At 39.0% G+C, this 19,448-nt stretch carries 21 protein-coding genes; 13 read left to right on the top strand and 8 right to left on the bottom strand.

Annotated features, from left to right (window positions below):
• The first annotated feature begins 167 nt into the window (after positions 1-167).
• Positions 168-2,930, top strand: coding sequence for a phosphoenolpyruvate carboxylase (ppc, locus tag J7E32_RS05905; protein WP_214904981.1), 2,763 nt, complete (start codon positions 168-170; stop codon positions 2,928-2,930).
• 93 nt (positions 2,931-3,023) lie between these two features.
• On the opposite strand, the gene J7E32_RS05900 is transcribed toward ppc, so the two are convergent.
• Positions 3,024-3,485 carry a hypothetical protein gene (locus J7E32_RS05900; RefSeq protein WP_214904978.1) on the bottom strand — a complete coding sequence of 154 codons (462 nt, stop codon included), beginning with the start codon at positions 3,483-3,485 and terminating at the stop codon, positions 3,024-3,026.
• Between the two features lie 116 nt (positions 3,486-3,601).
• Here J7E32_RS05900 and J7E32_RS05895 point away from each other — a divergent pair, with 116 nt between their 5' ends.
• The 3 genes from J7E32_RS05895 to J7E32_RS05885 all read left to right on the top strand — a co-directional run bounded on the left by J7E32_RS05895 (position 3,602) and on the right by J7E32_RS05885 (position 5,082).
• Positions 3,602-3,883, top strand: a complete 282-nt coding sequence (locus J7E32_RS05895) for a hypothetical protein (RefSeq protein WP_214904974.1) — start codon at positions 3,602-3,604, stop codon at positions 3,881-3,883.
• A 57-nt stretch (positions 3,884-3,940) separates the two neighbouring features.
• Positions 3,941-4,549 carry a CBO0543 family protein gene (locus tag J7E32_RS05890; protein WP_214904971.1) on the top strand — a complete coding sequence of 203 codons (609 nt, stop codon included), beginning with the start codon at positions 3,941-3,943 and terminating at the stop codon, positions 4,547-4,549.
• 212 nt (positions 4,550-4,761) lie between these two features.
• Positions 4,762-5,082, top strand: coding sequence for an MGMT family protein (locus J7E32_RS05885; RefSeq protein WP_214904969.1), 321 nt, complete (start codon positions 4,762-4,764; stop codon positions 5,080-5,082).
• 47 nt (positions 5,083-5,129) lie between these two features.
• Here the strand turns inward: J7E32_RS05885 and J7E32_RS05880 are convergent, their stop codons facing one another.
• Complete coding sequence (locus J7E32_RS05880) at positions 5,130-6,137, bottom strand: DUF3231 family protein (RefSeq protein WP_214904966.1); 1,008 nt, start codon at positions 6,135-6,137, stop codon at positions 5,130-5,132.
• A 184-nt stretch (positions 6,138-6,321) separates the two neighbouring features.
• On the opposite strand from J7E32_RS05880, the gene J7E32_RS05875 reads away from it, so the two are divergent.
• The 5 genes from J7E32_RS05875 to J7E32_RS05855 all read left to right on the top strand — a co-directional run bounded on the left by J7E32_RS05875 (position 6,322) and on the right by J7E32_RS05855 (position 11,611).
• The gene (locus J7E32_RS05875; protein WP_214904963.1) at positions 6,322-7,005 is read left to right on the top strand and encodes a Na-translocating system protein MpsC family protein; all 684 of its coding nucleotides are present in this window, start codon (positions 6,322-6,324) and stop codon (positions 7,003-7,005) included.
• Between the two features lie 1,606 nt (positions 7,006-8,611).
• On the top strand, positions 8,612-8,980 hold the full coding sequence (locus J7E32_RS05870) for a YbaN family protein (RefSeq protein ID WP_214904961.1): 369 nt from the start codon (positions 8,612-8,614) through the stop codon (positions 8,978-8,980).
• Positions 8,981-9,194: 214 nt separating this feature from the next.
• On the top strand, positions 9,195-10,136 hold the full coding sequence (locus J7E32_RS05865; protein WP_214904958.1) for a ring-cleaving dioxygenase: 942 nt from the start codon (positions 9,195-9,197) through the stop codon (positions 10,134-10,136).
• A gap of 27 nt (positions 10,137-10,163) precedes the next feature.
• Positions 10,164-10,769 (top strand): alpha/beta hydrolase, encoded by a 606-nt coding sequence (locus J7E32_RS05860; RefSeq protein WP_214904955.1) that lies wholly within the window; start codon positions 10,164-10,166, stop codon positions 10,767-10,769.
• A 149-nt stretch (positions 10,770-10,918) separates the two neighbouring features.
• Positions 10,919-11,611 (top strand): aspartate/glutamate racemase family protein, encoded by a 693-nt coding sequence (locus J7E32_RS05855; RefSeq protein WP_214904952.1) that lies wholly within the window; start codon positions 10,919-10,921, stop codon positions 11,609-11,611.
• 118 nt (positions 11,612-11,729) lie between these two features.
• Here the strand turns inward: J7E32_RS05855 and J7E32_RS05850 are convergent, their stop codons facing one another.
• Both J7E32_RS05850 and J7E32_RS05845 read right to left on the bottom strand, forming a co-directional pair.
• Positions 11,730-12,095: a cyclic-phosphate processing receiver domain-containing protein gene (locus tag J7E32_RS05850; protein ID WP_214904948.1), complete on the bottom strand. Its 366-nt coding sequence runs from the start codon at positions 12,093-12,095 to the stop codon at positions 11,730-11,732.
• 353 nt (positions 12,096-12,448) lie between these two features.
• The gene (locus tag J7E32_RS05845) at positions 12,449-13,762 is read right to left on the bottom strand and encodes an FAD-dependent oxidoreductase (protein WP_214904945.1); all 1,314 of its coding nucleotides are present in this window, start codon (positions 13,760-13,762) and stop codon (positions 12,449-12,451) included.
• A 132-nt stretch (positions 13,763-13,894) separates the two neighbouring features.
• On the opposite strand from J7E32_RS05845, the gene J7E32_RS05840 reads away from it, so the two are divergent.
• Both J7E32_RS05840 and J7E32_RS05835 read left to right on the top strand, forming a co-directional pair.
• Positions 13,895-14,263, top strand: a complete 369-nt coding sequence (locus tag J7E32_RS05840) for a MazG nucleotide pyrophosphohydrolase domain-containing protein (RefSeq protein WP_214904943.1) — start codon at positions 13,895-13,897, stop codon at positions 14,261-14,263.
• Positions 14,264-14,338: 75 nt separating this feature from the next.
• Entirely contained in the window at positions 14,339-14,944 is a 606-nt protein-coding gene (locus J7E32_RS05835; RefSeq protein WP_214904940.1) for a methyltransferase, read from the top strand.
• A gap of 108 nt (positions 14,945-15,052) precedes the next feature.
• On the opposite strand, the gene J7E32_RS05830 is transcribed toward J7E32_RS05835, so the two are convergent.
• Positions 15,053-15,970: an aldo/keto reductase gene (locus tag J7E32_RS05830; RefSeq protein WP_214904937.1), complete on the bottom strand. Its 918-nt coding sequence runs from the start codon at positions 15,968-15,970 to the stop codon at positions 15,053-15,055.
• A 178-nt stretch (positions 15,971-16,148) separates the two neighbouring features.
• Here J7E32_RS05830 and J7E32_RS05825 point away from each other — a divergent pair, with 178 nt between their 5' ends.
• Complete coding sequence (locus J7E32_RS05825) at positions 16,149-16,631, top strand: PaaI family thioesterase (protein WP_041965343.1); 483 nt, start codon at positions 16,149-16,151, stop codon at positions 16,629-16,631.
• A 47-nt stretch (positions 16,632-16,678) separates the two neighbouring features.
• Here J7E32_RS05825 and J7E32_RS05820 read toward each other — a convergent pair whose 3' ends face one another.
• A complete protein-coding gene (locus J7E32_RS05820) occupies positions 16,679-17,188 on the bottom strand; it encodes a hypothetical protein (protein ID WP_214904934.1) in 510 nt (169 codons plus the stop codon).
• Positions 17,189-17,329: 141 nt separating this feature from the next.
• On the opposite strand from J7E32_RS05820, the gene J7E32_RS05815 reads away from it, so the two are divergent.
• Complete coding sequence (locus J7E32_RS05815) at positions 17,330-18,043, top strand: nucleotidyltransferase domain-containing protein (protein WP_483297598.1); 714 nt, start codon at positions 17,330-17,332, stop codon at positions 18,041-18,043.
• Between the two features lie 553 nt (positions 18,044-18,596).
• Here J7E32_RS05815 and J7E32_RS05810 read toward each other — a convergent pair.
• A complete protein-coding gene (locus tag J7E32_RS05810; RefSeq protein ID WP_214904931.1) occupies positions 18,597-19,058 on the bottom strand; it encodes a hypothetical protein in 462 nt (153 codons plus the stop codon).
• A 24-nt stretch (positions 19,059-19,082) separates the two neighbouring features.
• Complete coding sequence (locus J7E32_RS05805) at positions 19,083-19,394, bottom strand: hypothetical protein (protein WP_286182758.1); 312 nt, start codon at positions 19,392-19,394, stop codon at positions 19,083-19,085.
• Positions 19,395-19,448: the final 54 nt, after the last annotated feature.

The following is a 19,448-nucleotide window of genomic DNA, read 5'->3' as shown; positions in this document are numbered from 1 at the left end:
GTTTCAAAGGCCTTTGAGTGGAAAAATAATTAAGGAATACTTACACTTAAACACAGGGATGTTATTGTGGAAATACTTATTCAATATGCTTATCACTTCACAATCTCGGCACTTTTATGATATATTAATATTTAAAATATTCTTACAAGTTTTAGGAAGGTGACAAAATGACATCAGGAATCGAAGTGAACGACAGCAGTTTGCCATTGCGCAGGGATGTGAAAATGCTTGGAAACATCCTTGGAGATATCTTAGTCTACCATGGCGGAGTGGAATTATTTGAAAAAGTAGAAAAAATCCGAGCTATGTGTAAAACGCTTAGAAATGGAGATGACCGCGATACATACCCTGCTTTAAAAGAGGAAATCGCAGGCTTGTCTGTACCAATGAGAAAAAATATCATCCGTGCATTTTCGGTATATTTTCATTTAATCAACGCAGCCGAACAAAATCACCGGATCCGCAGGCGCCGCGACTATCTGCTCAAATCTGATACCAGCTCACAGCCAGGCTCTATTGAAGCAGCCATCCTTTCTTTGAAAGACAATTATATATCCTCAGATATCATCCAGAATGTACTGAATACCATTTCATTGGAATTGATTATTACAGCCCATCCTACGGAAGCTACCAAACGTTCGGTCCTGGAAATCCAGAAAAGGATAGCAGGTATTCTTAAAAGTCTGGACAATCCACTCTTATCCAAGAAAGAGCGTGATAAAATCGAGGAAAGCCTGTTCAATGAGGTTTCAGTTCTTTGGCAGACTGATGAATTGAGGGACCGAAAACCTACTGTCATTGATGAAGTCAGGAACGGACTTTATTATTTTGACCAGACACTATTCGATGTACTTCCTGAAATCCATCAGGAAGTCGAAACTACCCTGAAAGGCCATTATCCTGAACATGAATGGAAAGTACCTCACTTTCTGAGATTTGGTTCATGGATCGGCGGTGACAGGGATGGGAATCCAAATGTTACTCCCGATATTACTTGGGAAACATTGCAAAGACAAAGACGTCTGGTACTTAAAAAGTATAAAGCTGTATTAGTTGATTTGATGAAGCGTTTCAGCCATTCAACAACAAGAGCAGCTGTTAGTGAAGAGTTAATCGCATCAGTCAATAAAGATGAAGAAAAATATTTAACGGATGATCAAAAATGGAATATTGAAGGCGAGGTTTATCGCCGCAAATTTGCTATTATCATTCAAAGGCTTAAGGAAGCTGGAAAATCTGATATTGGTTATAAATCATCAGAGGAAATGCTTGAAGATCTTCTTGTCATAAAACGGAGCATCTATCAGCATCATCCTGTTCATCATGAACTCAAAACATTGCAAAAGTTGATCAGGCAAGTCCAGTTGTTCGGATTCCATCTTGCTACTCTGGATATTCGTAACCATAGCGGTGAACATGAAGCAGCAATCGCAGAAATTCTGAAGAAGGTTGGAATCAATCAGGAGTATGCATCACTATCAGAAGATGAAAAGCAGGAATTACTTGTTAAAATTCTTGAAGATCCACGTCCATTGCTTCTTCTTCATGAGGATTATTCAAAAGAGACGCAGGAAATGCTTCAAGTTTTTGAGATGATCAAACGCGCGCACAATGAATTCGGGAAGCGTTCAATTTCTGTTTATCTAGTGAGTATGACTCAATCCGCTAGCGATTTGCTTGAAGTGCTCGTCCTTGCTAAAGAGGCTGGCATTTACAGACTCCATGCGGATGGTACTTTCGAGACGGATCTGAACGTCGCTCCATTGCTAGAAACAATCGACGATTTAACAGCTGGACCAAAAATTATGGAAACATTATTCAAATTGCCAATTTACCGCAATCATTTGAATAAAATGGGGGACCAGCAGGAAATCATGCTTGGCTACTCAGATGGAAGCAAGGACGGCGGAACATTGACAGCTAACTGGAAGCTCTATAAAGCCCAGCTTGAGATCAATGAAATGGCGAAGCAATATCAAATCGGATTGAAGTTTTTCCATGGCAGAGGTGGTTCACTTGGCCGTGGAGGCGGTCCATTGAACAAGAGCCTGCTATCCCAGCCTGTCGAGACACTTGGTCAAGGAGTCAAAATTACTGAGCAAGGTGAAGTTTTGTCTTCTCGTTATCTGTTGAAGGATATTGCCTATAGAAGTCTTGAACAGGCTACATCTACGATGATGAAGGCGGCAGCGAATGTACTGAAAGAATCTGAGCAGGGTCATTTGCGCGACCAAAGATGGGTGGATGCTATCGAGCAAATTTCTGCTGTTTCCTTAAGAAAATATCAGTCGCTTGTGTTTGAAGATCCGGATTTTATCACATATTTTAACCAAGCTACACCGTTGAAAGAACTAGCTGAACTGAATATCGGTTCACGTCCGATGAGCCGTAAAAACAGTGCCCAATTCGAAAATCTTCGTGCTATACCATGGGTATTCGCATGGACACAAAGCAGACAACTCTTCCCTGCGTGGTATGCGGCTGGAACTGGCTTGCAGAGCTTTGTACAAGAAAGTCCCGATAATTTAAAGGTCTTACAGGAAATGTATGAAGAATGGCCATTCTTCCGAAGTACTGTTGATAATCTGCAAATGGCACTGATGAAAGCGGATATCACCACAGCGCAGGAATACACTTCACTGGTAGAAGATAAAGCAATCGCTGACCGTATCTTTGGCAACATTTTAGAGGAGTATGAACGAACCAAGAACATCCTTCTGCAAATTACAGAGGATGAAGAACTTCTTGACCATACACCAAATATCAAAGACTCTGTCCATAGACGAAATCCATATGTCGATCCTCTTAACTTTATTCAAGTTGAATTGATTAAGGAGCTTCGCAGGGATGAAGACCCGGATGATGAGTTATTGACGCAGGTTTTATTAACGATCAGCGGCGTTGCTGCAGGATTAAGGAATACTGGTTGATCAAAAAGACCCGCCGTTTTGGCGGGTCTCTTTGATTAAAACAGTAGCAATATTTATTTTGGCGAAGTACTTAACAGGAGTGGCTGGTCATTCTTAGAAAGGCAGTTTCATTTGCCTTTCGAAAGTAATATGAGTTAAAATTTCATGGTTAAGTGTTTTGGCCATTTTCATAGTAAGATTCAATATTTTACGAATGCCTTCCTGGTGCCCGTTCTTGATCGCAAGCCCATCGCATTGAATTTCACTTTCTATACTCAGTTGTTGTTCTAGTACCGGATACTCAATATGACCAAGTTCATGCCAGATAATCGCTTCTTTTATATCTTTGTCGACGCAGAAAGCTTGGTAGTCATAGACAACGATGAACCAATCGAATTCAGTTTCATAAGATTTATAAAACAGAGTCAGAATCCGTGAATCAATATCCCATAAATCAAGCCATTTTCCATTCCTAAACCCAAAAATCTTTAATACGGCCTCCTTATTTTCGATGATGGCAATTTTTCCATTGACCCGGTACTTCTCCTGATCCAAAAGTTCACCGATGCATTTCAAAAAATTCCTCCTCAGAGAATGAAGTCCTGTTATTATTGTTAAATATATTAGTTATTGTTAAACAACATGTGTAAAATAAATTGATGCGAAATTGATCAGAAGGGAGGGAGCTGTGAATGCTTTGTTCGCATAGTTACTGGAAAGTGGATCGCAGGATTAAAGATAATGAACAAGTTTATGAAGAAAACGAACAATTCTTAAAAATGTATCATGACAGGATTACCACAGCTTCTGACATTTTTCATCTGCGCGACATATTAGATATTACTTTTAAGGAAATGTCAGGAAGGACAGGCTTTCTTTATCTCCATACAACAAGAGGAGTGTATTCCTACTGTACAGATGAAAAGCCGGATCGGCTCATCGAGATGTATAAAGAAATCAAACATCAAAATTAGCTGTATTTACATATTTAGGAGCAAAAATCACACTCTATATACAAAGGGTGTGATAATATGCTTTTTTCAATGTTGGGTGCAATAGGATCCCAATTGAATGATTATTTGATGATTTTAACGTCCATCTCGCTGCAGGAATTATTAGATGCTGAGGCGAAATATCATAAGGTATTAAGGACATATTGGTATGAAAATAACTTCCTTACTTATAAATGGTGGTTTCTCTTGGTTATTTCCATCGTCCCCGCCATCGTCTGGTGGATACGGGTTGATAAAACAAGGCTAGTCGAAAATACGGCATTTGGTTTATTTTATGGCGTAACAGCCATCTTCCTGGATTCAATTGGAAGCAATGCTATGGTATGGACATATCCAGTAAGACTCACACCATATTTAAATCCGCAGCTATATCCATATGATGTGGGAGTCGTGATAATCCCTTTTATGATGGTCTATCAAAAATTCAGTACGTCATTTAAAAAGTTTTTTATCGCTACTGGTGTGTTATCCCTTTTCCTGGCTTTTATTGCAGAACCATTCATGGTTTACCTGGGGATTTATAAAGAAATTACCTGGAAACATATTTATTCATTTCCGATTTACTGGTTAATAGGAATCATGTGCTGGGCAATCATAAAAAAATTTAAATCTTATTCTTCTAAGTGATAAAAATCCCTGACCTAAGGCCAGGGATTTTTATGATATATTGTTTGGTAGAGGCTCTTTTCTCAAAATTTGTTCTATATTCCTTCTTTATTGAAAAAATAGCATGCAAACATATTTTAATCCTGCAAAATGGGTAATATTACACTAAGTCGGCTTTAGGATTTTAATAACCATCTTTACGAAAAAACCTTTGTTGAAAAGGAAGCGGAATAATGACCAGTTTTTCAAATAACGTAATAAGAATTATACAATCAATCCCATATGGTAAAGTGATGACATATGGACAAATAGCAAGAGCGGCTGGAAGCCCAAGAGCAGCAAGACAAGTTGTCCGAATACTTCATTCGATGTCAGAAAAATATGGTCTTCCATGGCATAGAGTGATTAATTCAAAAGGAGAAATTGGCTTCAGGGATGAAGCAATGTTCATCACACAGAAACTGTTGCTAGAATCCGAGGGAATCCAATTTAATACAGAAAGATCCCTGCCACTTAATAGCTATTTATGGCATATTGATTCTGAAATTTATTAATGGATAGAATCCGTAAAAAAACACCCACTGGGTGCTTTTTTTATTCACTATTTTTTTGAAAGATTTTGTCTGTCAACTGATAATGGTGGCTGTTCGAGCCATCCATTTGCAACCATAATATTGATCCCGTCTTCGGAATACTTGAGGATTTCTGCGTTCAATCGCGAATAATCGATCACAAGGTCGCTTCTTTGACTCTCGGAAATGGCAATTCCATAATTGCCTATACCAGCATAAATCATCACGCTGAAATGAAACATCATTAATTTATCAGTGAAAACAGGTAAGGTCGATTCAGTGACTTCTTGTTCAATACCGGCAGGGGCAGGCAGGGAGTCCTTCTCTAGATAATCCCTAAAAACATTAATATGTTTTAGCGCGATTTCCTTTCCTCTAATAAAATAATTCCGTGCCTTCTTGTTTTGGGCTGTCTGACTGAAACCAGTTGAAATCGCCGCACCTAACTGATTTGTTTCAATATTAAAGTGAAGGTGAGTTACTTCAGTTCCAGATAAAGCTGCTCTTCGGCCCAGACCCTCGAGGAAAAAAGATTGTTTTTGGATGAATTCCACCTTATCGGGATAAGGAATGAAGGGGGGACGTGTAGCAAGCCCTTTTTCCAATAGAAGTAAGGTCGCTTCATGTTCCAGCTCCATTGAGGAAGTCAATGCTTTCATGTAAAAGCTCTTTATATCTTCACGATATATATTTGGAAGCATCCTGCTGTAACCGAGTAAACCGCCGCCAGCCATGTTTTTTATGTATTTCAGGTAAAAAATATCAGAAAACAATCTCTCTGCTTTAAGATTTACATCCTGATCAGTAAATCCCTGAGGAACCGCTATTCGCTCATGAACGAACAATTCATTGATTATCTCCACATGCTGATACGACAAATCAAGCGCATGTTTAACAAGTGCTTTGATATCAGAATTGTCTATATGCTGAAGGAAATATTTAAATACGCATATAGACATCGTATCTGACAGATAGGTTGTCCAAAGGTAAGAAATCTCAGCAGCTGTCATCTTGATGGAATTATGAGTGCTATTCAAGATATGTCCCCCTTTACTTTCTGATAATATGCCCGAAGCAAGCTTTAAATATAACGATAAACCTTTATTGATTTATACATAAATCTGAAGTTTAGTTCTAAATTAAGCACGAGGTATTCATGGTTTTGCCAGTATTCGATTAGGGAATAGATAAAGAGGATTAAATTGCATAGTGAGGTATATTATGGAAGTAGCGATGCTTGAAAAAGAAATCAGTGGATACATTGGGAAGTTATTAAGAGAGAATTTTGGCCGTGGACCAGGTAATGTGTTTTGTAACGTCTCGAAGCCTTTCGTAACAATCTATATTACCAACTTTTTGTCCACGATGGAGAATACTCTAATAACTAATCAGCAAAGCGTCTATGTTCAAAAGACCAGAGATCTGATGATGGACACGCTTGAAGAAGAAATCAAATCCTATATCGAATTAAATACAAAAGATAAGATAAAAGAATTTTACTATGACTGGAATCTAGATGAAAAATCTGGAATGTTATTATTCATTTTTGAAAAAGACCTGCCATATAATTTTAACGCATATAACAATAAAAACCTTGTAGAACAGGAAACCATAGAATTAAGCATGGAAATTCAGAAAGCTCCAGAAGAAACCTACTCTAAGTTACTTAATGAGCGGACGCTTATGATCGTACGCCACGGCATATTAATAAGCCTTGAAAAAGAATTTATTCAATTAGGGTTTCAAGAAACGCTGAAGATTGCAAAAAGAAAGCTGGAAAAGAAAGTGATTAATCAGCATAGAAGTTCCTATGAAAAGTACTTAAATGCCAAAATAACGGATTACTTTGTGGACTGGAATTTTGATAAGGACAAAAGTTACACTTTGTTTATTCTAAAGCCTTGACAGAAGTTCCTATTGATTTATTTATGACACAATGTTACTATACTAAATAGGGTAAAGGTTAAAACTCTTAACCTTGCTTATTTGAAAAAGAAAAGAACATACCTTATAGTGACTTAACCGTGAATAACTAAATATACTAATCTGATAGCAATGAATGGGCATAGAACCAGATCATAAGTCAGAAAAGGATTAAAGCGTATTGATCCTTTTCTGACTTTTTTTATTGTAAATTATTGGGTAATTTGATTGGAAAGGAATGATCCTTCATTAATATGAGTATAAACAACCATGAAATAGGTTCATATATTGATACTTTTGTGCAAGAGAAGCAAAAATTACTTTCGGAAACTCCTATTACAATTAAGAAGAATGAAATCGAGTCATATTTAGAAGAATATGTCGTAGAACATGGAGTTGATTTCGATAAAAAATCGGAATCCACCAAAACTATTTACACACTTACCGTCGAAGGAAGAGAGACGATTGTAGAATTCTTCTATAGATATAGCCATTACTATACAAGACATTCAATAACTCCTAAATAATTCCGCTGTTCCTTTGGGAGCAGCTTTTGTTTGTTTATTAAGATTATTTCGCTGGTTTCCTCCAAACCTGTCAGAAGGTGGTTCTACTTCGGACAACTTTTTGTTGGTTTGCTCCAAACCTGTCTGAAGATGCCTCTACTTCGGACAACTTTTTGTTGGTTTGCTCCAAACCTGTCTGAAGATGGCTCTACTTCGGACAACTTTTCGCTGGTTTCCTCCAAACCTGTCTGAAGGTGGCTCTACTTCGGACAACTTTCCGTTGATTTCATTCAAACCTGTCAGAAGGTGGCTCTACTTCGGACAACTTTTTGCTGGTTTCCTTCAAACCTGTCAGAAGGTGGCTCTACTTCGGACAGCTTTTCGTTGGTTTGCACCAAACCTGTCTGAAGATGCGCCTACTTCGGACAGCTTTTCGTTTGTTTCCTCCAAACCTGTCTGAAGGTGCACCAACTTCGGACAACTTTTCGTTTGTTTCCTCCAAACCTGTCAGAAGGTGGCTCTACTTCGGACAACTTTTTGCTGGTTTCCTTCAAACCTGTCTGAAGATGGCTCTACTTCGGACAACTTTCCGTTGATTTTCTCCAAATCTGTCTGAACATGCACCTGCTTCGGACAACTTTCCGTTGATTTTCTCCAAACCTGTCTGAAGATGCACCTGCTTCGGACAACTTTCCGTTGATTTTCTCCAAACCTGTCTGAAGATGGCTCTACTTCGGACAGCTTTTCGCTGATTTGCTCCAAACCTGTCTGAAGATGCAGGTCCGTTTGTCTACCCGGTATTATTGGCGTACCTTCTGAATGAAGTGTTCGGTCCGCGCATTAAAGTGAAAGAACAACTTCACCGGTCGTTTTTGTTCTTCTATGCATTCGGAGGTATTGAAAGCATCATTATATTATAGGATAATTTTGTCATTGTTGTTAAGGGCTCTTTTTTCAAATTTTTACCTATGACTTTGGCTGGAAGCTTATTAGGAGTTACATAGAGTCTGGAATTCCTGTCAACCAATTTGAGTAGACAATGGCCTGTAAAATGCTTAATGTATACAAAGGGGGGATACACGATGAACATCGCAGTTAAGGCTTTACTAATCACTATCGGTACACTTTCAATCGCCCTTGGAATGATCGGAATCGTGGTTCCTCTTTTGCCGACCACACCGCTGATTCTACTAGGTGCAGCCTGTTATGTGAAGGCTTCAGATGAACTTTACCAAAAGCTGATCAGAAATAAATGGTTAGGCGGGTATATAAGGGATTTCCGCGAGAAAAATGGTATTACCTTAAAAAATAAAGTGTTAAGTCTTAGTCTTATGTGGATTTCAATAATGGGATCGATATTATTTTTTGTATCCAATTTTTGGCTTGCTGCTGTACTGATTGTTATTGCTGTTACGGTGAGCGCCTATATTTTATCTTTTGATACTATTTGAAGCAGATAGAAACACTCTTTTATACGAGAAATTCAGGTATTTAAACTTATTTGCTTCAATCGTATAGATAAAACAGTAAAATATGAATCGGTGGCAAGCCTGCTTAATATGCGAATCTTGACATAAACAACTTTAAATTATACAATTATCTCGAATTCGAGATAATTGCAAAAAAAGGATTAGCGGAGTATACAGAAGGCAGGTGCACAACAGGATGAAGAAACAAACAGCTGGTATCCATCATATTTCGGCAATCGTAGGGAACCCCCAAGAAAATGTTGATTTTTATGCAGGTGTACTGGGCCTGCGTTTAGTGAAAAAAACAATGAATTTTGATGACCCTGAGACCTATCATTTATATTTTGGAAATGAGGAAGGAACACCAGGCACTATCATTACTTTTTTTCCATGGTCAGGTTCATATAAAGGGAGAATCGGGGATGGCCAGGTTGGGGTCACGACCTATGTAGTACCGGAAGGAGCTTTTCGCTTCTGGGAGAACAGGTTATCAGCCTTCGGTATTGATTGGGTAAGAACGGCTCGTTTTGGTGAGCAGTACTTGAGTTTCGATGACCCACACGGCCTTAAACTTGAATTTGTAGAACGAGAAGAAGGAAAAATGAATACATGGGAGTTTGGCGGAGTTTCAAAAACGGAAGCGATCAAGGGATTTGGAGGCGCTGTACTTTTTTCTTCAAATCCACCGCAAACAGCTGCATTGTTGGAAAATATCATGGGCTTTGACCGAATTGATGAAGATCGGGACTTCATCAGGTTTAAATCCCAAGGAGAAATTGGGAATATCATTGACTTGAAAACAACTCAAGGTATTAGTGGTTTGATGGGAATAGGTACAGTCCACCATATTGCCTGGAGAGCAGTGGACGATCGTGATCAGCTTGATTGGAAAAGACATATAGATGCAAATGGGTTTAAAGTAACCCCGGTTCAGGATAGGAATTATTTCAATGCGATTTATTTCAGGGAGCATGGCGAAATCTTATTTGAAATAGCAACTGACCCTCCAGGCTTTGCCATTGATGAATCTCATGATAGGATGGGTGAAAGGCTCATGCTTCCGCAACAGTATGAGAAATATCGAGCTGAACTGGAAGAATCTTTAGAATCAATTGAAGTAAAAGAGTTAGATATATAGCTTTTTAAAAATGATAGGAGAGTTAATATGGAACATATTTATAAAAAAGGAACAAATACATCCAAACCAACTTTATTATTGCTGCATGGTACAGGTGGAAATGAAAATGATCTGCTCCCTTTAGCAAACATGATTGACCAGGAAGCTTCTTTATTAAGTGTTCGCGGGAATATCCTTGAAAATGGAATGCCGCGTTTTTTCAGAAGGCTTGCTGAGGGTGTCTTTGATGAAAAAGATTTGATTTTCCGCACGCAGGAGTTGCATGATTTCCTTGATGAAGCATCGGAAAAATACGGTTTTAGCCGCGATCACATAGTAGCGATTGGTTACTCAAATGGTGCCAATATTGCTGCTAGTCTGCTTTTTCATTTTAAGAATGCCCTTAAAGGAGCAATCCTCCACCACCCAATGGTGCCTAGAAGAGGGATTGACCTTCCGGAATTGTCAGGTACAGAGGTTTTCTTAGCTGCTGGAAAAAATGACCCGATCTGTCCGGCACATGAGTCGGAGGAATTGAAATCATTGTTGTCCAGCGCTCATGCCAGTGTAGAAATGCATTGGGAGAACAGCGGACATCAATTGACACTAAGTGAGGTTGAGGCAGCCCGGGATTGGTATATAAACAGATTTTAATTTTAATCAATGCTTCTAGACTGTAAACAACCTCTTGAAAATGGAGCTTGTTTACAGTTTTTTTATAAATACAATATACTTGAATAGAGGTTTTAATCATTTAAAAAGGCTTATCTGATCATGGGAGTTTAATCAAAGGAGAGGTTAATTTGAAAACGATTGGAATGATCGGCGGTATGAGCTGGGAATCCTCAGCTGAATATTACAGGCTGATCAATGAGGGTGTAAAAAGGCAGCTTGGAGGCCTGCATTCTGCAAAAGTGATTTTATTCAGTGTTAATTTTGATGAAATTGAAAAATGCCAATCAGAGGGAAGATGGGATGAAGCGGGACAGATATTAGGTCAGGCCGCTTATTCATTGGAAAAGGCAGGGGCTGATTTTCTTGTGATTTGCACCAATACGATGCATAAAGTAATTAACCAAATATCTCAGAGGACAAGTCTGCAAATTCTTCATATAGCAGATGAGACTGCAGCGCAAATCAAGAAGATAGGTATTAAGAAAATCGGTTTGCTTGGCACCAAGTATACAATGGAGCAGGATTTTTATAAATCAAGATTACAATCACAAAATATTGATGTGTTAATACCGAATGAAAATGACCGGGATTTAATTAATAGTGTGATCTTCAATGAATTGTGCCATGGATCTATACAGCAGTCCTCAAGAGAATATTTTAAGAGAATAATTGAAACTCTCATAGCAGAAGGTGTCGAAGGAATCATACTGGGATGTACAGAAATTGGACTGTTGATAAAGCAGGAGGATACACCGATTCCTTTATTTGACACCACGGAAATACATGCTCATGGAGCAGTAGAAAAGGCGCTCAATAAATAGAGAAAAATGGGTCAGAGTTTCTGGCCCATTTTTCGTTGCTCTAAAAAATTGAAAGCCGCTTATTAGATGAATAAGTAAGCAAGAAAGAAAGTTACAGCACATGAAGGGTGCCATCTGACTATTTTTTATAAATAGACAACATTGGAGAAATAAAGGGATTTAGGGGCATGGGACGTAAATAAATATTTATGGAACGAGGCATAAGGTAATCATCTTGTGCTTGCTTAAAGCAATTATACATGGCTTTACCCCCGGTTGAGTTTGCGGAATGTATCGTGATTCGATTGGCAAATAGCTGTTTCTCGACCATTATATTTACAAGCATCAACCCATTCCTCGTATAGCTTGCAAGGTCATGGTCTAACGACAAGTGGTCGATTTCATAGTTTTTCAATAGAATGAGACATTCATCTATAGTTTCTGCCAAAACATAACCTTCTGGCGCCTGACGGTAGTCATCTAGGAAAACACTGATTTCATTCATTTCTAGCTCTCCTTCCCAAAAGGGGGGTGACTAAGAAAAGTCGAACAACCCTAGATATTTATCATTCTCTCAAGCCTAACACACTTTTTAACATAAAGGGCCAAATATCACTTGGGAAATTCTTCTAAGAAGTATAATTATTTTATTTCGATCTTCAGCCTATATAATACAATCCGGTGTACAGTGCCCCCGTTTCCTCTAAGAATGCCTAAGCAAGTACAGGTTTGGAAAACGACAAAATTTTAGCGAACCATTCAACAAAATGCAGGGTTGTAAATGGTTTTGACTCACTTACAAATATTAGAAAAATGAAAAACCCCCGATATGGTCATCGAAGGTTTAGTTGGTGTTATTTAATATTTTTTTAATAACTTAGTAAGAATAACGGGATGAGCAAGTCTGATTGGATGCGATTTTAGATGTAGCACCTGAATGAAACGGCTGTAAACATGTTCATCATCAGAGCATGCCGCCACGACTCTTTTTACAAACCATTGCAAAATGGGAAGGCCTATTGGTTTTCTTCCGCTCGTTGTTCGAAACCGAAAGTCTTCTGTTAAAGCAATCAACCAGGGAATATCGAGAATCCTGCTAACTTTTTTATGAAAGCTTTTTGTTAGTTGTTTCTTGTTTAAGCCCTTCTTTAATAGTTCTCTTAAAGCCTGGACCTCCATAGAAGCGAGGCTCATCCCCTGTGCAAAAACAGGGTCGACCCGGCAAAAAGCGTCGCCAATGACCAACAAACCGGATGGAAAATTTCTTAGTTTTTCAAAGTGATAACGACGGAGGGAAGGGAACCTGTATATTTGTACATCCTTAGAGAGTGGTAATTCATTTTTAATTGCATCATAAAATTCGGGTTGCTCAACTGACGCTGCATATTCCAGGAAGCTATCTATATCTTTAGGTAATTCTTTCGTACCGTAGCCAATCAGGGTAACCAGCATACGATTCCCTTCGATAGGGGAAATCATGCCGCCACGCTGGACTTCTGGTGGATTGGGATAGACGAGAAGACTGTGCCAATTAATAGATTCATGAGACAGTTTCTTAAAGACCATGCTGGCATAAAATAAATCCACTTTGATTTCTGTTTTGGTCGGAATCGCATATCCGGATTCCCTTAGCCACTGGTTATGCAGTGCTGCTGCACCCGATGCATCAATTACAATATCCGCTAAAAGTTCTGTTACGACCCCGTTCTTGTCCTCGGTGACAATGGTGTTCATTTCATCGTTATTGAATTGAATACTCTGCACCTTGCATTCGAATCGAAAATGGATATTTTGTATTTTTTCCAGTCTTTGCTGGATCTGCCATTCAAGTAGAGGCCTGCTTTGCTGGCTAATGAACACGTTCGAATCAAATCGGATCTTTTGGGTACCGTGATGTGACCATAAGAGATCTCCCGCGAAGTCCGTTTTCATGGCTCCATTTTGGGATAATTCCTGAATGATTCCCGGAAAAAGCTCCTCGATAATCTCTTCTCCGCTCTTCAGCAAAACATGCCCCTGATTCCCTTGCGGAACCCCTTTTCTATTAGTGACATGATCAATTTTTGTATCTTTTTCTATTAATATAACTTCTTTGAAAAACTCAGACAGTACACGTGCAGCCAGCATGCCCGCAATACCGCCACCTACTACTGCAGCTCTATTTCTGTTCATATTTTTCGAAAACATCCTTAGTCCCTATTCTCCTCATATTGATAGATATGTTGAATTATCTGCCTTTAAGTTACAATAAATATATGTATGACAAAAGCATAACAGTGTAATTTTACATAAAGAGGTGGGGAAATGAAAGAGTTACAATCATATACAAGGGATTATCAAAAAGAAATGGGCTGGGAAATCAATTCTGATAACTATGCCAAGAGCAGAGAATCACTCTTGAACAATTATTTACTGCTGACTACGGAAGTAGCAGAAGTGGCTGAGGAATTGAGGAAGGCCTTTAACCTTACTCAAAGCAGAGTAAATGAGGGAATGGATGAAGATGAGGCGTTCCTAATCGCCAAAGATAGCATCAAACAGGATATAGGCAAAGAACTGGCTGATTGCCTTGCATATCTATTGAAGTTCTATAATTACTTTGATATAGATTTGGAAGAAAGCTTTTATGAAAAAATGTTAGAAGTACGGGTTCGGAAAAACAAAGATCTTTAGTCAAGGCCTTTCTTGTGTCTTTGCTGCTAAATCTTAGATTTACTACGGGACCCTTGATGAATGGAGTTCAATTTTATGAATGAGCAACAAATGGATAAATTGCTGAATATCAAAACAACTGGTGAACAAAGAGGGTTCATGACTTCGTTGCATTATCATCGCTATGAACCCACTCCATATAGTGCGCTTGAATTGTTTTTCAACGAATATAATTTGATCGGTCACGATCATATAGTCGACTTTGGATGCGGAAAAGGCCGATTGAATTTCTTTCTTAACCACCATTTCAACGCAAATGTCGTCGGTGTTGAAATGAATGAAACATTCTATATGGAAGCTCTCGAAAATAAACAAAGTTACTTAAAGAACTATCGAAACCGAGCAGATAAAATTAACTTTTATTGCGTTCTGGCAGAAGAGTATGAAATTTCACCTGAGGAAAACAAATTTTATTTCTTTAACCCTTTTACAGTTCAAATCCTGACCAATGTCGTAAAAAACATCATGATCTCTTTCGAAAAATATCAAAGGGAAATCGACCTGATTCTATACTATCCATCTGAAGACTATATATTTTATTTGGAGAAGCAGACACCGTTTGAGCTGGTATATGAAATGAACCTGCCGGAAAACAATCCAAATGAGAGATTTTTGGTTTATCGATTGAATTTGTATAAGTAATCTAAAAGATAGAAGAAGGGTGAGGCAGAGATTCATCTGGTGCCTGCCTGCTTCTTTAAAAGTCTGCATACCAGAAATGCCCCGGCGACATGCCGGGGCATAAAAAAATTATTTTAGACTTTGAGGATGGTTTTCCTCGGCCAGTTGTGCTGCTTTTGCATTGAGTTCCACCTGTTCCGGTGTCTTGCAGCCGGGAATTACTGCAGTGACTGCGGGGTGTCTCAAAACCCATGCTAATGCCCATGATGCCATTGGAACACCTTCGGGAACTTCGTTTTTGTGTATCTCCTCCACCTGCTTGAGCAGGATCGCTGTTTCTTCGCTGTCATTTCTGGAGCGAACATCGTCAGCGCTGAAGGTTACACCTGGTTTATATTTACCGCTTAAATATCCACTTGCAAGCGGGACCCGTGCTAGTACTCCAAGGTTTTGATTTTGGCTAGAAGGGAAGATGTTCTCCTCAGGTTTACGGTCCAGCCGGTTGTAGACGACCTGGATGGCACCTGCGTTCACATCTGAAGCATGGTCAGTCTGGTAACTTTCTTCATTCGAACGCAGTGAGATTCCCAAATTGCGGATTTTTCCTTTTTCAATTTGTTTATCAAGCATTGTCCATAGTTCGTCGTTGTTGAATTCCTCATCTGTGCATGAATGAGCCTGATATAAATCTATGTAATCAGTTCTAAGTGACTTCAATGAAGCATCCAGCTGCTTTAGTACTTCATTTGCACTCCAGTGACGTGTCCTTTCAAAATTACCGTGAAAATGATGACCGAATTTGGTTGCCACGATCCAGTCCTCGCGATTGTTTCGGCTTAAGTAATCTCCAATAAGACTTTCAGATAAGTGATCACCATAACATTCTGCTGTATCGAGGAAGTTAATTCCTTTTTCATTTGCTTTATTCAGTACCGCATCGACCTCATACTGTCCGAAATCCTTTCCCCATTCACCGCCATACTGCCAGGTTCCGATTCCAATTACTGATATATCAAGGTTTGTTTTGCCTAACCGTCTGTACTTCATTCCATCACCCCTAAAATAATTTATGTCAATTTTATCATTTGGACGTTCTAAACAAAACTATGTTGCACAAATAGAGCCATTGTATACACCAAGAAAGGAATTCGTATTATTTTAAAGGAATTCAAACAACAATCGAAGAAAGTATTATAGATACGTATTGACAAGGGGGAGAAATGCAATGGAAGAAAAAGTTTTGAAAGCCATTCAGGATGAATACCCTGAGGACTTCTCGTGGTGCTATGGATGCGGGAGGATGAATGAGCACGGACATCATTTCCGGACAGGTTGGGATGGGGACAAGACAATATCAATCTACAATCCAAAAAAAGAACATATGGCTCTGCCTGGTTTCGTATATGGCGGCGTCATCGGCTCTTTTGTTGATTGCCACGGCACCGGTTCGGCTGCACTTTACCTTCATCGAAAAAATGGATATGAACCAGGAGACGGTGCAGAACCGCCAAGATTTGTAACAGCATCCTTGCATGTCGATTTTATGAAGCCTACTCCTCAGGGAACAGCATTAAAAGCAATAGGGACTGTACATGAAATCCATCCAAAAAAATATCGAGTTGAAACAGAAGTGTATGCTGGGGAAACACTGTGTGCTAAAGGAGAAGTTATTGCTGTTGTCATGCCAGATACATTTACAGCAAATTAATAGTCATTAAAAATAAGACCCTGATATCAGTCAGGGTCTTGATCTTGCTACTTGACAGGTTCAAGCATTGTGGTAGGCAGGTATCCTTCTTCACCGGAATCTTTCATCTTCACCTTCGTTCGTCTAATCTCTCTTTCTAAAATTTCTGCTTCACTGCCTTGTTTGATTTCTTTAACTTTATTATCCTGTACGATCTTGTCTACACCTTCTACATCGTTAATTTCAATCAATTGATAGAGCTCATCATATGCTTCTGGGGTAAGTGCGAGGTAGGCATCTTTTTGTACAGTAGCCTGATCGCCGGCCTGGAGAGTGTTATCTTTAACTTCTTGTTCACTTTCTTTATACGTATCCTTCATGTTCTGGATAATTCCCGGAGCCTCTTCTTTCACTTTATCCACTACTTCTTTTGATTTTTCATCGGTCGCTTGAGCAGCATTCTTTGTTTCCTCTTCTAACTCTTTTGCACCTTGCTCTGCCTCATCGCTGTTGCAGCCAGTTATGAGCAAAACAGCCAATCCTGCAGGTATAAAAAATTTATTTAATGAAAATGACATAAGCATATCCTCCTGATTCAACTGCTTTTATACGTAGGATACCACTGAAGTTGTCCTATAAAACATTCTCAATATTGTCGACAAATTTTGTGTTATAACCAATAATAAATTTTATGTATAATTTAATGGAGGATTTTGCACATGAACATGTATGCTAGATTATCAGCTTTTGAAACAGCGCAAAAGTTAGTGGAGGAGCGCTTCCCGGACTGTGACGCAGCATTGCTGGCCGGTAGTGTAACCAGGGGTGAAGCAACCAAGACATCTGATTTGGATATCGTGATCTTTGATAAGGAAATCCCCTCAGTTTTCAGAGAGTCATTAATTGACTATGGGTGGCCGATTGAAGTTTTCGTCCATAATTTACATTCCTATAAGATTTTCTTTGAGAGTGATGTAAAAAGGGCGCGGCCAAGCTTGCCAAGAATGGTTGCAGAAGGGACTGTTATAAAGAAAAGTGATTACTTGCAGGAATTAATTAAAGAAGCTAAAAGAATAATAGAGTTGGGACCAGAGGTGTGGACCAAGAAAGAAATCGATTTTAAACGATATTTCATTACCGATACGCTGGATGATTTCATTGGGTCCAACAATGAGGCGGAAGAACTCTTCGTTGCAGGGACACTCGCTGACCAGCTTCAGGAATTTGTGTTAAGGACAAACAAGCGGTGGGTCGGTAAATCAAAATGGGTAGTGAGGGAATTAAATGACTATGACCCCGTTTTTTCTGAACAATTTGTAGAAGCATTTTCACAGTATTACAGAACTGGTAACAAAAAAATGGTCATAGAAATGGCCGAAGGGATCTTAGAACCATTCGGTGGAAGGTTATTTGACGGCTTTTCTATAAAGTAGACAAAAGCAGCCTGGATTGAGGCTGCTTTTGTCCTTTACTAATGGTTTTCTTTCCGCTAAGGGCCACTTTAAGTTCATTAATGTGCTCATAAGTAGCGTAACATTCCCCGTTAAGGTCATATTAAGCTCATTAATGTGACGATAAACGGAGCTATGCTCCCGTAAAGGTTACATTAAGTTCATTAATGTGACGATAACCAGAGCTATGCTCTCGTTAAGGTCACATTAAGCTCATTAATGTGACGATAAACGGAGCTATGCTTCCGTCAAGGTCACATTAAGTTCATTAATGTGACGATAACCAGAGCTATGCTCTCGTTAAGGTCATATTAAGCTCATTAATGTGACGATAAACGGAGCTATGCTTCCGTCAAGGTCACATTAAGTTCATTAATGTGACGATAAACGGAGATATGCTCCCGTCAAGGTCACATTAACCCATATAATGTGACGATAACCAGAGATCAGTTCTCGTCAACGTCGCATTAAGTTTAAGCTTGTGACCATAAGGAAAGTTTTCATCCAATTCATTCAATTAATGTGTCCATATCATTCATGCCTTAAAAGAAAATATGAGCAATATAGCAGATATTCCCTGGATACACAGACTGAAAAGGGCAAAGAAGATCATCATTTCTTGTTCTGTAGCAATGGTACCAGGAAGACCGCAAATAGCTGGGTTTTTTACCACCAATCCCAGCATCGTCCCCATAATTGCGCTTATGCCCCCGTTATAAATCCCTGCAATCAATGATTGCGCATTCAGCATTGAGCCAAATAAATAACCGATTGTGATACCAAGTAAAATATTAAGCACAGCAACAATTTCGAAATGGTTTGGGAAAAGTAGTGTGAGATTAAGTGAAGCAACTAGACCCAGTGTACTGCTGGCAAAATAGGAAGCTGTATACCCGAACCTGTCACTAAACAGCAATCTCGATTTATGAAGTACATAATATAGCCAGGCTCCAATTAAAAAATTGATGAAAGTTATGGAGATTAATATGATCTGCATAAGACACCCCTCCAGATTACTGAATCAGGTTTTGTAGGCCGAGGAAGCCGCTATGCAAAAAGAGCTGAGGATGAAAATCTCGATCATGAGTAAGAACATTACCCCTTCATATGCTGCAGCCCCAACCATAGGCGCCATGATTCCCATCATTAGCCCAGTTATATAACCAGACAATAAAGTTTGATAGTCAAAGAGGTTGCCAAACAAGATTCCTGAAATACCACCTATGATCACCGAAAACAAGGTCGCTTCCAAAAAGTAAAAAGGATACAAGTTGATAAAAATAATACCTGTCCCGAGAGCTAAACCCCCAGCAGCCACCATGGTTATGTTCATTCCTAAATGAAAACCGATTTGTTTTCTTCGATTGTATAGAAATATATATAGAAC

This window comes from Bacillus sp. ISL-55 (assembly GCF_018613155.1).
Classification (GTDB): domain Bacteria; phylum Bacillota; class Bacilli; order Bacillales; family Cytobacillaceae; genus Mesobacillus.
Note: the sequence above shows the minus strand (reverse complement) of the source record. Positions and strands in the feature narration are given on the sequence as shown.